The following is a 16,758-nucleotide window of genomic DNA, read 5'->3' as shown; positions in this document are numbered from 1 at the left end:
TTCTATAAAATGTGGAATCTGGAATGACATCCAGATTTTTTTATGAATTTTAAAAAATTATGTAAAAAAGTGTTGACAAAGAAATAAATCTGCGTTATAATAATTTATGTAAACAAAAAGAGGTTGGAAAATCTCAAGAGTTTACAAGATCAATAGTGGAAAGGAGATGGTAATATGCTATTTCCAGAATTAAGACAACTAATTGATAAAAGGAAGAATAGAAACGGTTAGCCTGTAGGGCTATTATTAAATAAATGAATTAAAATTATGTAAACAACCAAACAGCAGCCAATTGGTCTGCTTATTCCTAAGAATAAATAAAAATTATGTAAATTAGAGGTAACAACTATGAACAACAACTTTAACAATATGGATGATCTTTTCAATCAACTAATGGGCAACATGGGTGGTTTTCGTTCTGAAAGCCGTCGCTACATGATTAATGGTCGTGAAGTGACACCAGAAGAATTCGCTATCTACCGTCAAACTGGTCAACTTCCAAATGAAGGAAGTGAGCAAGCGCAACACCATCAAGGTAAAGGAATGAAACAAGATGGGATCCTTGCAAAACTTGGCCGCAACTTGACCGAAGAAGCACGTGAAGGAAAATTGGATCCGGTTATCGGACGCAATAAAGAAATTCAAGAAACGGCTGAAATCTTGTCTCGTCGTACTAAGAACAACCCTGTCCTTGTAGGGGATGCCGGTGTTGGTAAAACAGCAGTTGTAGAAGGTTTGGCACAAGCTATTGTGAACGGGGACGTTCCAGCTGCCATCAAGAACAAAGAAGTCATCTCCATTGATATTTCTGGTCTTGAAGCAGGGACTCAATACCGTGGTAGCTTTGAAGAAAATATTCAAAATCTGATCCAAGAAGTCAAGGCGATGGGAAATGTTATTCTCTTCTTTGATGAAATCCATCAAATTCTTGGTGCAGGTAGCACAGGTGATGGTCAAGGATCTAAAGGACTTGCGGATATCATCAAACCGGCTCTTTCACGTGGGGAATTGACAGTCATTGGGGCAACTACTCAAGATGAATATCGTAACACCATCTTGAAGAATGCGGCTCTTGCTCGTCGTTTCAACGAAGTGAAAGTCAATGCTCCATCAGCTGAAGATACGTTCAAGATTCTCCAAGGGATCCGTGATCTTTATGAAAAACACCACAATGTCATCTTGCCAGATGAAGTTTTGAAAGTAGCGGTTGATTATTCGATCCAATACATTCCACAACGTAGCTTGCCTGATAAGGCCATTGACTTGGTCGATGTGACAGCTGCTCACTTGGCGGCTCAACATCCGGTAACAGATGTTCATGCTGTGGAACATGAAATTGAAGAAGAAAAAACCAAACAAGAAGAAGCTGCGGCGAAAGAAGATTACGAAGCAGCTTTGAAAGCAAAAGTTCGTATCGAAGAACTTGAAAAGAAAATTGAAAACCATACAGAAGACCATAAAGTAACAGCAACAATCAACGATGTGGCTGAATCAGTAGAACGGATGACTGGTATTCCAGTGTCACAAATGGGTGCAACTGATATCGAACGTTTGAAAGATATGGGTCACCGTTTGCAAACCAAGGTTATCGGTCAAGACAAGGCTGTTGAAGCAGTGGCACGTGCTATCCGTCGGAACCGTGCAGGATTTGACGAAGGTAACCGTCCAATCGGAAGCTTCCTCTTTGTAGGTCCGACTGGTGTCGGTAAGACGGAATTGGCTAAACAATTGGCTCTTGATATGTTCGGAACCAAAGATGCCATCATCCGTTTGGACATGTCAGAATACAGCGACCGTACAGCCGTTTCTAAATTGATTGGTACAACAGCTGGTTATGTTGGTTATGATGACAATAGCAATACTTTGACAGAACGTGTTCGTCGTAACCCTTACTCAATCGTCCTTCTTGACGAAATTGAAAAGGCGGATCCTCAAGTGATCACCCTTCTCCTCCAAGTTTTGGACGATGGTCGTTTGACAGATGGTCAAGGGAATACGGTCAACTTCAAGAACACGGTAATTATCGCTACTTCAAACGCTGGCTTTGGTTACGAAGCCAACTTGACAGAAGATGCGGATAAACCAGAACTCATGGATCGTTTGAAACCTTACTTCCGTCCAGAATTCTTGAACCGTTTCAACGCTGTGATTGAATTCTCGCACTTGAGCAAGGAAGACCTTTCTAAGATCGTGGATTTGATGTTGGTAGATGTCAATAAGACCCTTTCTAAGAAAGAAATCGACTTGGCTGTGAGCGATGCAGCTAAAGAATACATGACTGAAGAAGGTTATGATGAAGTGATGGGTGTTCGTCCACTCCGTCGGGTAGTTGAACAACAAATCCGTGACAAAGTCACAGACTTCCACTTGGATAACCTTGATGCTAAACATCTAGAAGCTGATATGGAAGATGGTGTACTTGTGATCAGAGAAAAAGACACAAAGAAAGAAGAGAACACTGATAAACAAGCAGAATAAGGCGAATTAGTTTGTGAAAATAGAGGCTGCTATATGATAGCAGCCTTTATTTTTTCTTCCCACCTGGGGGAAATTATTCGCTGTATAAGGCTAAAATTCCCCTATTTGGGCTAAAAAAACATCAATAATTAGTGAAATTAACCCAATTTGAGCAAATTTATTAATAAATAAAGAAAATAAGTATATAATCTATACAAGAATAAAATTTGAGGAATGGAAGTAAGATGAGCAATACAATTGATATCTACTCAACTCCCGAATACAGAAAAGTAGAAGCCGTTGTTCAACTGATGGTTGATGGTCGCTTGACGAGCTATCGTGTCGCAACTGAAACAAACATCAGCAAAATGAGCTTGGCGACTTTGACTAAGGGAACGAGTAAAATCAAAAATATTACCTATCAAACGGCTTTGGCCTTGATTGATTGGTATGATGAGAATCACGAAAAGTATGGCATTACGATTGACTAGTCAGTAGCCCACTTTTCGTGGTTTTTTCTTTTGCATCAAAATCTGATACTGGAGTCTGATTTTGCTTGAAGAGGATGGGAAAACTTGAAAAGACGGGCGAAATTTGATATAGTATAGCATATATGAAAATTAAAGGAGAAACATATGCAAGGCGGAAGTTTGCTAATTATGCTTGTTCTTATGGTCGGTTTGATGTACTTCATGAGCCGTAGCCAAAAGAAACAGTACCAAAAACGGATGGAAAGTTTGAATAAACTTCAAAAAGGAAATGAAGTCATCACGATTGGTGGCTTGTACGGAACCATCGATGAAGTCGATACAGATCGCAAGACCGTTGTCTTGGATGTTGATGGTGTCTACCTGACCTTTGAATTGGGAGCGATCAAAACAGTTCTTCCTGTATCAGAAGGGATCTCAGCCACTGTTACAGAATCTGCTAGCTCAGATGTCGATTCAGCTATCGAAGAATAATCGTCAAAGAAGAGGCAAGAGCCTCTTTTTTTGGTGGGCAAATGGAATTGCACGATGAAGGAAAGCCCTGCTCGTTCAAAATAGAGGCCAGTGTCCCTATTTTATGGGGATTTATGGTATAATGAAGCGATAAATATTGAAATAGGTAGAAAAACATGTTTCGTTTTAAGAAGAAAGAAAAAATCGAGATCCCTTTAGAAGTCCCGAAACATATTGGCATCATTATGGATGGCAATGGTCGTTGGGCGAAAAAGCGGATGCAACCGCGCGTCTTTGGTCATAAGGCGGGGATGGAAGCTCTCCAAGAAGTGACGATTGCAGCAAAAAATATGGGAGTTCAGGTCTTGACGGTCTATGCCTTTTCGACGGAAAACTGGACACGCCCTGAAGATGAAGTCAAGTTTATCATGCACTTGCCAGTTGAGTTTTATGATCGCTTTGTCCCTGAATTGCATCGCAATAATGTCAAGATTCAAATGATCGGTGACACTAAGAAATTACCCAAAGAAACATTAGAAGCTTTGGAAAGAGCAGAAGCGATGACCCACCTCAATACTGGCTTGATCCTGAATTTCGCACTCAATTATGGTGGACGTGCAGAGATTACTCAGGCTGTGAAGCAGATCGCTCATGAAGTCTTGGACGCGAAGTTCAGTCCAGAAGATATCACAGAAGAGGTGATCGCAGATTATCTCTATACCGAGAGTTTGCCACGTGTCCTAAGGGATCCGGATTTGATTATCCGTACCAGCGGAGAAATCCGTTTGAGTAATTTCCTTCCTTGGCAGGCCGCATACAGTGAGTTGTATTTCACAGATGTGATGTGGCCAGATTTTGGAGAGGAAGCACTACGAAGTGCCATAGTAGAATATAGCCATCGCCATCGGAGATTTGGCGGTGTTTAGGAGAAGATGATGACGAAAGATTTACAAAAACGTGTAATTTTTGGAGGAATTGCCCTGCTCTTTTTCATTCCAACAGTAATGGTTGGAGGGATGTTCTTCCAGATTGTGATTGGTTTGATCGCTATGTTAGGCGTTCATGAATTGCTCAAGATGAAGGGGCTTGAAACAGCGACCTTTGAAGGAGCGCTAGCCATGTTGGCGGCCTTTGTCTTAACCTTGCCGATTGAGGACTATCTGCCTTACCTTCCAGCAGATGGCAATATGATTGCCTATGGGTTGGTTGTCTTGATTCTCATGGGAACAACTGTTCTTGCTCAAAATTATAATTATGAAGATGTAGTCTATCCCATTGCTTCTAGCTTCTATGTGGGACTCGGTTTCCACTCCCTAGTAGATGCACGAATCGCTGGTATCGACAAGGTTTTATTAGCTCTCTTTATTGTCTGGGCTACGGATTCCGGTGCTTATCTGGTAGGAAGTCGCTTTGGAAAACGCAAGCTCATGCCTACGGTCTCTCCCAATAAAACGATTGAAGGAAGTCTTGGGGGAATTTTGTCTGCAGTTGCGGTGACTGTGATCTATATGATCGTGGATCGCTCTGTGGCCGGTGGACATGGGTTGATCACCATGATCTTCTTTACCATCCTCTTTAGTATTGCAGGTCAGTTTGGAGATTTGGTAGAGAGTGCGATCAAACGCCACTTTGGTGTCAAGGATTCAGGGAAATTTATCCCAGGACATGGTGGTGTCTTAGACCGCTTTGATAGTTTGATTTTTGTTTTCCCCTTGATGCATTTCTTGGGCTTGTTCTAAGACAGAAGAGATAGAAAGGAAACTACGTATAAAACGATGCAGTTAGTTGCTTTTATTGTTATTTTTGGAGTGATTGTACTCGTCCACGAGTTTGGTCATTTCTATTTTGCGAAAAAATCGGGCATCTTGGTGAGAGAATTCTCGATCGGGATGGGGCCGAAAATCTTTGCCCATATAGGTCAGGATGGGACAGCTTATACCATTCGGATCCTACCTTTAGGTGGCTATGTGCGTATGGCTGGCTGGGGTGAGGATACCACGGAGATTAAGACCGGGACTCCAGTCAGTTTGACGGTAAATGAGGCTGGTATGGTCATCCGGATCAATCTTTCAGGAAAGAATCTGGATCAGACAGCCCTTCCTATGAATGTCACCCAGTTTGACTTTGAAGATAAATTAGAAATCACGGGCTTGGTTCTCGATGAGACAAAGACCTATGATGTCGATCATGATGCGACCATCGTTGAAGAAGATGGGACAGAAGTGCGGATTGCACCGAGAGATGTTCAGTATCAGAATGCCAGCATTTGGGGACGGTTAATCACCAACTTTGCGGGTCCTATGAACAACTTTATCCTCAGTATTGTTGTCTACTCCCTCTTAGCCTTTATGCGAGGCGGTGCGATTGACTACTACAGCAACAATGTTCAGGTGGCACCCGATGGGGCGCTGGCCAAGGTTGGTGTCAAAAGCAATGTTCAGATCCTTCAGGTAAACAACGATACCGTTAGCAACTGGGATGAGTTGACAGATGCTGTCGAAAAAGCAACCAAGGATAGCAAGACAGCTCCGGAGTTGACCCTGAAGGTCAAGACAGACGGCCAAGAAAAAGAAGTTAAAGTGAAGCCAACAAAGTCAGGGAATCGTTACTATCTGGGTGTAACAAACGGTCTTAAGACAGGATTTGTGGATAAACTCTTGTCTGGTTTTACAGATACCTGGAATACAGCGACACGGATTTTGGGAGCTTTGAAAGATATCATTTTCCACTTTAGTCTCAATAAACTGGGTGGTCCAGTTGCCATCTACAATGCCAGCTCACAAGCTGCTCAATTAGGGATTCCGGCAGTCTTATCACTCATGGCCATGCTCTCCATCAATATTGGGATCTTCAATCTAATCCCGATTCCGGCCCTGGATGGTGGAAAAATCTTGATCAATTTGATTGAGGTGATCCGGAGAAAGCCACTGAAACAAGAAGTAGAAACCTATATGACGCTTGCAGGTGTAGCTGTAATGGTTATTTTAATGATTGCTGTCACCTGGAATGATATTATGAAATTATTTTTGAAATAGAAAAGGATATTGTCCATGAAACAAAGTAAAATGTTGATTCCAACGCTTCGCGAAATGCCAAGCGATGCCCAAGTGATTAGCCACGCCCTTATGTTGCGTGCAGGTTATGTTCGCCAAGTATCAGCGGGGGTATATTCTTATCTGCCACTAGCTAATCGTGTGATTGAAAAAGCAAAAGGCATCATGCGCCAAGAATTCGAAAAAATTGGAGCAGTAGAAATGCTAGCTCCTGCCCTTTTGAGTGCAGATCTCTGGCGTGAATCTGGTCGTTACGAAACTTATGGGGAAGACCTCTATAAGTTGAAAAACCGTGAAGGCTCTGACTTTATCTTGGGTCCAACCCATGAAGAAACCTTTACCGCAATTGTGCGCGACTCAGTGAAATCTTACAAACAATTGCCATTGAATCTCTACCAAATCCAACCAAAATACCGCGATGAAAAACGCCCACGGAATGGTCTTCTTCGGACCCGTGAGTTTATCATGAAAGATGGTTACAGTTTCCATGCCAACTATGATAGCTTGGATGTTACTTATGATGAGTACAAGGCAGCTTATGAGCGGATCTTCACCCGCAGCGGCATCGACTTCAAGGCCATCATCGGTGATGGTGGTGCCATGGGCGGAAAAGATAGCCAAGAGTTTATGGCTGTTACACCTGCTCGTACTGACTTGGATCGTTGGGTTGTTTTAGACAAATCGGTGGCTTCATTTGATGAGATTCCAGCAGAAGTCCAAGAAGAAATCAAAGCAGAATTGCTTAAATGGATGGTCTCTGGTGAAGATACCATTGCCTATTCAAGTGAATCAACCTATGCTGCCAACTTGGAAATGGCTACCAATGAATACAAACCAAGTAACCGTGTTGTAGCGGAAGAAGAAGTGAAACGCGTAGAAACGCCAGGTGTCAAATCCATTGATGAAGTGGCAGCCTTCTTGAATGTTCCAGAAGAAGCGACTATCAAGACTTTGGTTTACATTGCAGATGAAGAGCCAGTTGTAGCCCTTCTTGTTGGTAATGACCAGCTCAATGAAGTGAAGTTGAAAAATCACCTCGGAGCAGATTTCTTTGAACCTGCAACCGAAGTGGAAGTGAAAGAATTATTGGGAGCTGATTTTGGATCTCTCGGTCCAGTTGATCTTCCTGAAAATGTTAAGATTATTGCAGACCGCAAGGTCCAAGATAGTCGCAATGCAGTCGTAGGTGCCAATGAAACAGGCTACCACTTGACTGGTGTCAACCCAGGCCGTGACTTTACCGCAGAATACGTCGATATCCGTGAAGTTCGGGAAGGCGAGATCTCACCAGATGGGAAAGGGGTCTTGAACTTTGCGCGCGGGATCGAAATCGGTCACATTTTCAAACTCGGCACACGCTACTCAGCTAGCATGGGAGCAGATGTCTTGGACGAAAACGGTCGCGCGGTTCCAATCATCATGGGTTGCTACGGGATCGGTGTGAGCCGTCTTCTTTCAGCCGTTATGGAGCAACATGCTCGTCTCTTTGTCAATAAGACGCCAAAAGGGGAATACCGTTACGCTTGGGGGATTAACTTCCCTAAAGAATTGGCGCCATTTGATGTGCATTTGATTCCAGTCAATGTCAAGGATGAAGCGAGTCTTGATTTGACTAATCGGATTGAAGAAGCCTTGGTTAATAAAGGCTATGAAGTCTTGGTGGATGACCGAAATGAGCGGGCTGGTGTCAAATTCAGCGATAGTGATTTGATTGGTCTTCCAATCCGTGTCACAGTTGGTAAAAAAGCAGCTGAAGGCATCGTTGAAGTGAAAATCAAAGCGACAGGAGATACCATCGAAGTGCATGCGGATAATCTTCTTGAAACCCTTTCAATCTTGAACAAATAAGAAAAAAGCTTTCTGAGCCTTAACCAGGTGTTAAGGAACTCAGAGAGCTCTTTTTATTTATCTTCTTTGAGGCCTTGATCTTTGAAATAGGTAAAGAGATCTTGTGGTTTGCCTTTAAGATATTTCAACATGGTAGTGTTGGTTTCTTCCCCTTGATCAGCCAGTAATTTCACAAAATCTTCTTTTTTCATTTGAGTAAAATCAACATGCATAACGTTTGTATAAGTCTGTTTATCATCATCGATTTTGATGCTTGTGTTGATCCCAGCTTGTCCGTTAACACCGCGTTTGGAATTTGCTTTATCAGCTTCTTCTTGGTAGATTTCCTTCAATTCAGCGACATCTGATTTTTGCATATCTTCCGGTATTGGTGCAACGCCCATGATGGTCATCGAAACAATCTCATCTTTTTTGTAGCCAATTTGAATTTTGTTTTGGTAGTGATCACCGAGGTCGCTAACAAAGGTCTTGGTTTGGACTTGCTCCTTTTGGGTTTGAGTGGCCTCTTGCTTGGAAGAAGCGCTAGTAGTTCCTTTTCCTTGTTGGCCTTGGCTACAAGCAGTAAGGGCAAGTAGACAGACAGCGGTAAGTAGAAATTTTTTCATAAATACTCCTTATAAGTTAATGGTGTTCGATCTTGTATGAAACAAGCTCTAAACAGTTCTCATTATACCATAAAAGCTTTAAAAATGAAAAAATATACAAAAATTGTCAAAATTGCATCTAAAAATACCTAAAATCAACAATTTTTATCTATGTGTTGAGTTAATATAGAAGGACAGAGTGTTTTCTTTTCTTCCTAAAAATAATACTAGTTGGAGACTACTGGGGCAAGGAATTTCAGAAAAATGTTACAGTTATATGACAAAGTGTTACACAGCTGTAACAAAGTTACAATGTTTTATCAGTTAGCCCTCTAAACTTGACATTCTGGCAATATTTCATTAAGATATTTTTAAGTAAATAATACAAACGGGGAGGGAAAGGTAAAATATACAGTTATCTGGCATTTTACTAATTCGTACTAAAATGTATTGTTTATGAAAAAAATATAAGGGTATCAGCCCAAAAGGAGAAACATATGGCTCAAATTAAATTAACTCCAGAAGAACTACGTCAATCAGCACAACGCTATGCACAAGGTTCTCAAGAAATCGATCAAATCCTTAACACTTTGACTCATGAACAACAAGTCATCGACGCAAACTGGGATGGATCTGCATTTGATAGCTTTGAAGCACAATTCAACGAATTGTCTCCAAAAATCAAACAATTCGCTCAATTGTTGGAAGACATCAATGCTCAATTGATCAAAGTTGCTGATATCGTTGAACAAACTGACCAAGATATCGCTGCACAAATCCACTAAGATAGTCTTGGAGGTGATCTTACTTCTTGTAGGTAGATCACCCTTTTGTCTTTTGATATATAGAAAATAGGGGTTAGATTCTTAATTCCTAACCCCTATTTTGTATCTATGAATTAGAAAAAGGAAAAGGTATGGAAGTTAAAAATAAAAAATGGTTAAAATACATTGGTCAGAGCGCAGTTGTGCTCCTTTTGATGGGATCTGTAGTGGGTCTTTATACGACGGTTCAAAAGGACCAAAAGCAAAACGAAGCCAAGACCGTACAAACGACAGAAAACACCAAGCTTAATATTGCGGTGGTCAATGAAGACAAGGCGGTTAAACTGAATGATAAAGAATACAACCTTGGGGCTAGCTATGTAAAGAATATCGAACGGGATAATTCGCAAAACTGGTCTGTACTCCCTCGTGGAGCCGCTGAGTCAGGGCTTGCAGATGGCAAGTACCAGTTGATGATCGTCATTCCAAGTGACTTCTCAGAGAAGGTCTTGGAAGTGAACGCAGTCAATGCAGAGAAGACAACTGTGACGTATAAGGTCAATGCGGCTGGGAATTCTCAGGTTGAGAACGAGGCCAATAAAGTCGCTAAAGATATCGTTTCAGACTTGAATAGCCAGTTGGTTGATATGTATATGGTCAGTATTCTAAGCAACCTTTATACAGCTCAGAAAAACGTGGAGACAAGTAACAAGATCCAATCGACCAACATTGGTTCTTACCGAAGCAACTTGCTGGATTCGGCTTTAGATTCCAAAAATATCTTCCCGAGTCTCTATAGCTTGTCGACATCATCTGTCGAGTCGAACAATGCCTTGAAGACAGTTCTTGAGTCTTATACCCAGGCTTTTGATCAGTTGACCCAATCTCAGAATCAGTACGGTCAAAACTTTGACACATTGATTAAGCAACGCTCTGAGGACAAGATCAGCCATGAAGAGTTCATGAACCAGCTGATGTCTATGAACCAGTCTGTTGTCAGTGAAAAGACCCAAGAGTTGTATAAGAATCTACAACAAAACCAAGAAGCAATTACCAAACAATTGAGTCAACCAACTGAAACAGAAGGAGATGCTTCAGGTACCAAGACTTATGCAGGCTTGACAAAAGATGTGAATGATCGTGTGGCAGACCTCGAAAAAGGGATCAAGGCAGAACGCGACAAATTAGATGAGCACGAAAAGAACATCGAGTCTTCTGTAAAAGCGAAGATCCTTGACTACTATGGTCTAAATGAAGGAGACAAAGTCACTCTTCGTACCTTGCTTGGAAAGCCAAAAATCGAAACTATCAGCAAGGCTCGAGATAAAGCGGATGATGACATTCGTCAAGCAATTGAAAAACTTCCGTCTTTAGATCCTGCTAGTCTTAATCTGAATAAGTATGGGAATCTCAACGCAGCGATTGATTTTGATAGTGCTTTTGCTGGAACGAAGGGGCAAGCAAAAGGGAACGCAGATGACTTGAAACGATTGGCTGCTGAAGTGGATGCTAAATTAACGGCAGTTGCGAATGTTCTCAATGCTAAATCTGGAAAACAAAAAGTTAGCATTCAAGTACCTGCAGGAGTTAAGGTTGATACCTGGACCTATGATGGACAGACTTATGCAGGCAGTGGTGAGCAGGAAGTCGAACTGAAAGATGGCAAACAAATTCAAATTCACCTTGTTGAAGATGGAGGAGCTATGCCAAGCGCGATTGATGTTGAAGTCCTTGTGAATGGAGTTTCTTCAACCAGTGTGACTGTATCTGCAGAAGACTTGAAAACAGCTGTCGCTAACTATGCATCGAAAGCTAGTGAAATCGCCCTGGATTATCAACGCGCGGGAGCATTGATCGATGCTTACTATCCAAAAGATGACAAGGGAGATCGTCATTCGCTCTATGATCCGATCGAAGATATGGATTTGACAAATGCTTTGGTCGATGTCGTGAAGGCTGCCGTTTCAAGTAACATGAAGGACTACCGTAAGAGTATTGAAACGGATGAATCTGGGGATGCAACGAAGAGTGTGAAAGCCCAGTTAGATGGTACCCTTAAACAGTTGCAAGACTTGGGACCACAATTGCAGGCAAATCTTCAAGCAATCGAAAACACCAACAAGGATCTAACCCAAAATATCAACGATCAATTGAAGCAGTATGCAGACCTTCAAAGACGCCTAGAAGAGATCTCAAAAGCGCAGGAAACAGTGACACAGGCTCAAACCAAGACCGATGCAGATTTGTCAGCTCTTGGTTCTGAATACACGTCATTATTGAGCTCGACAGAAGGCGTTAAGAGCTCATCTCGTAGCAATGTAGAAGCTGCTAACTCTACCAATGAAATCTTTAGCCAATTGAACAAAGAATTGGAAAAAGCCCAAGGCAATACAGAGAAATTGTCTAGCAATGCAGAGAGCTTGATGGGTGAATTCGACAAGGAATTGTCTGAAAATGGGAACTTCGTCGAAGCCTTCCGTAAGGTCTTCAACAATGCCTATGAAAACGGAGTGCCGAATGAAGTCTTGCTCAACTTCTTGTCAAATCCAGTTGCAGAGAAATCTTCTTCTGTGAAAGCGACTATCAACGTCTACCGTCCATTTATCTGGATCTTTATGTTGGAAGTCTTGAGTCTCTTTACAGCTTATCTCTTTGCGACTCAACCAATCATCCGTAAGGTGAAAGATCGTTTCAAATTAAATCGCTTGCAAGAATCAGATCTCTTGTCTGTCGGTGTCCTTGTGGGACTTTCTCTCATCCTTGGACTGGTGATCGGAATGATTTCAAGTATTCAACTCTCTGTTGGTCGTGAATATGTACCTTCATGGGTGTTCTTAGCGGTTCTAGCAAGCTTTGTCTTGGTACAACTACAATACCTTCTTTTGAAACACTTCCGTGTGATTGGAATGGGACTGGCCTTCTTCATGTTGATCAGCTATGTCTACCTATCAAGCGCGATCGGAACGACCGCGACCTTGTCAGGCCTTCCAGCACTGGTGAAAAATGTCAACCTCCTTTCTATTTTAGAAGGACAGTTTGCGGGTTACTTTGATGGACAAACAGCCGGTATCGGCGTCTTCTTCGGATTGTTGGTCTTCTTCGGACTTTTGGCGGTTGCCAATATCTTCATTCCTAAGAAGTTTACTCAAACAAAGGAAATTGAATCAAGCTTATGAAAAAAATGATGTATCTTCTCTTTGTCTTAAGTCTCTTGCCAGCGGTTGTTGTTTCTGCAGATGATTTTATTGATAATCGTCTGCAGGTCAACAACTCACGTCTTGAGACAGAGCAGGAAAAGACACTTGGGGGCCAATTGGATGCGACTGAGTCTCTTTTCAATGAGAAGGATCAGAAAAAATTAGCAGATGAAAAACGCAAGCAAGAGAAACAATTGACCGATTCAGACGGCCAGTTGTTTTCTGCTATAAAGGGAAAGAAAAAAACGGGGCCTGAAGCGGACCTGTTCCAGCCTGAAAATCAAAAATTATCTAAATTCGAGTCCAATGTGGAGGACAATTCGGCCAGCTTGTCGGATTTTATTCCAGCTTTGCAAATGCTGGCTTGGAGTGCTCTTCTCTTTGGGATTGCTGGCTATATTTCCTATCGAATCTATAGAAAAGAGGCCTAAATGGACCAACATATCAATGTCACCTTCCGTATGAATGGTGCAAGCCATGACCTCCGAATCCCAACGCGGATGGAGGTGCGACGCTTGATTCGGGAATTGGATCAGATCTTTGGGTCTGCCATGGAGCCTAGAAGCAAGTATCAGTTGCGCGTGGTAAATAAAGGCATCTTGCTGGATGAAGGCAAGGTGGTACAGGAGTATCCGATCACGAGTGGTGATCTGATCGAGATTGAGGAGTGGTAAGGTGAAAGAAGAACAATTTACACTGGAAGAACAAGTCTTCCGTTTTGAAAAAGAAGAAACGAGCTGGCGGCTGGACCTTAAGCGTTCAGAAGTGGATAGCCAGGATTTACGCAATTTATGGATTTTGGATCTCCATCATCCCTTGTTTTTAGAGCAAAGCATGACAGCGGATCAAGACCAGATTCATCTGACCTATCAGACAGACGCGCTAGGCTTGACTGCAGAAGAAATCCAGGCATTACCGGTTTCAGACCGTCTGCGTCTAGCTATCAATGTCTTGGATTTGGCGCCAGCCTTGGAGCTTCCGGTGACCTTTATGTTGCATCCTATCAATTTGTTTGTGACCAAGGATGCGCAAGTCAAGATCGCTTATCGCGGGGTGCCGGGAATGATGGTGCCACGCAAGTGGGATCAGGTTGAATTCTTGCGGCAGGCCAAGTGCTATGCGGTCACTCTTTTTGGGGACTGGGATTTCATGGAGCTCTATCAAGGCACACTTGAATTAGAAGATCTGCCTGATTTCTTGGTAGAAATCCGTGATGCTGCTAGCTTAGAAGAGATGAAAGCACTCTTAGAGAAAGCCTACCAAGAACGCAAGGAAGAGGAAGAAAAGACCTTGACCTTGGTTTCAAGTCGTCAACACCGAATCTTTAAGTTGGCAACAGTATGGCTTTCAGCTGTAGTGGCCCTCTTACTCTTGCCCTTGATTTATTTGGTCTTTTTCCAAGCCCCCTTTAAAGAAAAGTTGCTTCAAGCGGATACTGCTTTTCTTAAAGTAGACTACACCGGTGTGATCGATGAGTTGGAGGGAGTGGCTCCAAGCAGTCTTCCAACGACACAGAAATACGAGTTGGCGACGTCTTACTTGCAAGGCTTGAATTTCTCAGAGGACCAAAAGAAGGTCATCCTCAACAACGTCACGCTCAAATCAGACAGTCTCTATCTCCACTACTGGATCTATATCGGCCGTCATGACTTTACCCAAGCGCTGGATACAGCCAAGCGGATCGACGATTCAGACTTGATCATCTATGCCCTTCGCAAAGAAATCAAGGCGACACGTGATAGCGAAAAACTCTCTGGTGAACAGCGCGAGAAGAAACTCTCTGAGCTAGAGGGCGAATACAAGAAATACTGGGATGCCCGCTCTAAACTCTTGGAAGCAGAGACAGATGAAACCAAATCTTCCACTAGCAGCTCAACAACGGCTTCGTCTACAGAAGGCTCCTCTACAGAAAGCTCGTCTTCTACAACAGCAAGCTCAACTGAGTCTAGCGAACACAAGGAGTAGTCTATGAAAAAACGTATCATACTCTATAAAAAAGGCTTTCGCTATGAGCTAGCACTAGAAGAGGGGAAAACAGCGACCGTATCGAATCAAGAAACGGCTCAGTTGACCATTTCTTCGCAAGAACATCCCCTTCATTTCCAATGGAGTCAAGGAGAAGTCTTCTACCAATATGGGGAAGACAAGGGCGTGCTAGAAAATAGCAAGATCCTTGGGGATGTGGTCTGTTACTTGGCGACAGGAGAAGTCCATACCTATGAGCTGCTAGACAAGGAAGAGATCCTCGTAGCAGATGAAGAGGGTGCGGATGTGCGCGTGCATTATCCAGTGCGCTTTCTCCTTGTGAAAAAAGACCAGACCTGGACTTGTCAGCTCCTATCAGGGAAACTCTACCATAACCACAAACTCGTAACTGAAGCGACTGTTCCACTGGCTTTTGGAGATGAGCTGGCGATTGGAGATGTGACCTTTAAGCTCTACCCGGAAGAATTTGGCGTGGAAGGATCGGTCGAAGTGAGTCCTTATCTGGTGCCGCGCTTGCATTCGCGCTATGACTTCTACAAGGACTATCCAGAGTACCACCGGTCTCCGCGGATCATCTATCGGAGTTCAGAAGACAAAATCCTGATCAATCCTCCGGGTGCGGAGCCTCAAAAACCATCCGATGAACTCTTGAAGTTAATTATGCCTCCTCTCATCATGGTTGGGGTGACCCTCTTGATCACCATTTTCCAACCGCGAGGGCTGTATATCATCGCGACGGTATCCATGTCTGTGGTCAGTGTGATCTTTTCGGTACAAGGATTTTTCAAGAATCGTAAGAAATACAAAGAAGATAAGAAAGAGCGCGTGGAGCTCTACCATCTCTATCTCAAGGACAAGGCCAAGGACTTGGAACAGCTCTCTCGGAAGCAACGAGAAGGCATGTTTTACCATTTCCCAGCCATCGAAGACTTGACCAAGATGGTCAAACGCTATGACTCGCGGATCTACGAAAAAACACCGCTTCATTTTGACTTTTTGGCCTATCGCTTGGGCTTGGGAAAGGTTCCAACCAGCTATGAGCTCAAATATGGTCAGGAAGAACGCAGTGGGAAGAAAGATGCCTTGGAAGAAGAAGGCTATGCTCTTTTCCAAGCGCATCAGAAGATTGACAATCTTCCAATTATAGCCAGCCTCAATCGGGGACCTGTGGGGTATGTCGGCCCTCGTCCCATCGTGCTCGAGCAGTTGCAGCTTCTGGTTGCCCAATTGGCTGTCTTTCACTCTTACCATGATCTGACCATTATTCCGATCATTCCAGAAGAGGAAAAAGAAAGCTGGGATTGGATGCGCTGGTTGCCTCATGCGACCCTGCAAGATATGAATGTCCGTAGCTTCGTCTACAATCAGCGGACACGCGATCAGGTCTTGAACAGTCTCAACCAAATCCTCAAGCTCCGCAAGGCGCAAAAAGAGGAAGAAAAAGCTAATGACACCAAGATCTTCCACCCTCACTATGTGGTGCTCATCACCGATGAAACCTTGATTTTGGACCATGTTATCATGGAGTTCTTCCGTGAGGATCCGACAGAGCTCGGTTGCTCCATTATCTATGTGGCAGACGTGCTCTCATCTCTTTCTGAAAATATCCAAACCGTTATCTCTATCAAGGACCGCAACCAAGGGCAATTGCTCTTGCAAGAAGGGGTTCTTCGGGAGCTTGACTTCCAATTGGATCACTTCCCAGAAGGTTATGACAAGGAAGCCATATCGCGTGGTCTTGCCCCCCTCAAGCATATCCAACAGCTCAAGAGCTCGATTCCAGACTCAGTGACCTTCCTTGAAATGTACCAAGCAGAAACTTTTAATGACCTCAAGGTCTTGAGTCGTTGGGAGAGCCATGCCCCTTACCAAAGTTTGGCCGTGCCGATCGGTCTGCGCGGGAAGGACGATTTGGTCTACCTCAATCT

Annotated in this window: 13 protein-coding genes and 1 pseudogene; 13 read left to right on the top strand and 1 reads right to left on the bottom strand. The window is 43.1% G+C overall.

Annotated elements, in window-relative coordinates:
* Window positions 1-348: 348 nt before the first annotated feature.
* From ADI76_RS04645 to ADI76_RS04615, 7 genes are all read left to right on the top strand, one after another.
* Window positions 349-2,478: an AAA family ATPase gene (locus tag ADI76_RS04645; protein ID WP_049514936.1), complete on the top strand. Its 2,130-nt coding sequence runs from the start codon at window positions 349-351 to the stop codon at window positions 2,476-2,478.
* A gap of 224 nt (window positions 2,479-2,702) precedes the next feature.
* On the top strand, window positions 2,703-2,948 hold the full coding sequence (locus ADI76_RS04640; RefSeq protein ID WP_003009969.1) for a hypothetical protein: 246 nt from the start codon (window positions 2,703-2,705) through the stop codon (window positions 2,946-2,948).
* 144 nt (window positions 2,949-3,092) lie between these two features.
* Entirely contained in the window at window positions 3,093-3,419 is a 327-nt protein-coding gene (gene yajC, locus ADI76_RS04635) for a preprotein translocase subunit YajC (RefSeq protein ID WP_049514935.1), read from the top strand.
* A gap of 155 nt (window positions 3,420-3,574) precedes the next feature.
* Window positions 3,575-4,324 (top strand): isoprenyl transferase, encoded by a 750-nt coding sequence (locus ADI76_RS04630; protein WP_049514934.1) that lies wholly within the window; start codon window positions 3,575-3,577, stop codon window positions 4,322-4,324.
* Window positions 4,325-4,333: 9 nt separating this feature from the next.
* Window positions 4,334-5,137 carry a phosphatidate cytidylyltransferase gene (locus ADI76_RS04625; protein ID WP_049514933.1) on the top strand — a complete coding sequence of 268 codons (804 nt, stop codon included), beginning with the start codon at window positions 4,334-4,336 and terminating at the stop codon, window positions 5,135-5,137.
* Between the two features lie 36 nt (window positions 5,138-5,173).
* Entirely contained in the window at window positions 5,174-6,433 is a 1,260-nt protein-coding gene (locus ADI76_RS04620) for a M50 family metallopeptidase (protein ID WP_049514932.1), read from the top strand.
* 15 nt (window positions 6,434-6,448) lie between these two features.
* Entirely contained in the window at window positions 6,449-8,299 is a 1,851-nt protein-coding gene (locus tag ADI76_RS04615; protein WP_049514931.1) for a proline--tRNA ligase, read from the top strand.
* Between the two features lie 53 nt (window positions 8,300-8,352).
* On the opposite strand, the gene ADI76_RS04610 is transcribed toward ADI76_RS04615, so the two are convergent.
* Complete coding sequence (locus ADI76_RS04610) at window positions 8,353-8,904, bottom strand: hypothetical protein (RefSeq protein WP_049514930.1); 552 nt, start codon at window positions 8,902-8,904, stop codon at window positions 8,353-8,355.
* A gap of 476 nt (window positions 8,905-9,380) precedes the next feature.
* Between ADI76_RS04610 and ADI76_RS04605 the strand changes: the two genes are divergently transcribed.
* The 6 genes and pseudogenes from ADI76_RS04605 to ADI76_RS11685 all read left to right on the top strand — a co-directional run.
* Entirely contained in the window at window positions 9,381-9,668 is a 288-nt protein-coding gene (locus tag ADI76_RS04605; RefSeq protein ID WP_031576577.1) for a WXG100 family type VII secretion target, read from the top strand.
* A gap of 131 nt (window positions 9,669-9,799) precedes the next feature.
* Window positions 9,800-12,823, top strand: a complete 3,024-nt coding sequence (gene esaA / locus ADI76_RS04600) for a type VII secretion protein EsaA (RefSeq protein ID WP_049514929.1) — start codon at window positions 9,800-9,802, stop codon at window positions 12,821-12,823.
* Entirely contained in the window at window positions 12,820-13,275 is a 456-nt protein-coding gene (essA, locus tag ADI76_RS04595) for a type VII secretion protein EssA (RefSeq protein WP_024054630.1), read from the top strand. The genes esaA and essA overlap by 4 nt, the downstream gene beginning before the upstream one ends.
* Window positions 13,276-13,518: an EsaB/YukD family protein gene (locus ADI76_RS04590; RefSeq protein WP_003013697.1), complete on the top strand. Its 243-nt coding sequence runs from the start codon at window positions 13,276-13,278 to the stop codon at window positions 13,516-13,518.
* Window position 13,519: 1 nt separating this feature from the next.
* On the top strand, window positions 13,520-14,809 hold the full coding sequence (gene essB, locus ADI76_RS04585; RefSeq protein ID WP_049514928.1) for a type VII secretion protein EssB: 1,290 nt from the start codon (window positions 13,520-13,522) through the stop codon (window positions 14,807-14,809).
* A 3-nt stretch (window positions 14,810-14,812) separates the two neighbouring features.
* Window positions 14,813-16,758, top strand: a pseudogene (locus tag ADI76_RS11685) (type VII secretion protein EssC); the annotation flags it as partial.

The sequence above is a fragment of the Streptococcus parasanguinis genome (assembly GCF_001074805.1).
GTDB lineage: Bacteria > Bacillota > Bacilli > Lactobacillales > Streptococcaceae > Streptococcus > Streptococcus parasanguinis_A.
Note: the sequence above shows the minus strand (reverse complement) of the source record. Positions and strands in the feature narration are given on the sequence as shown.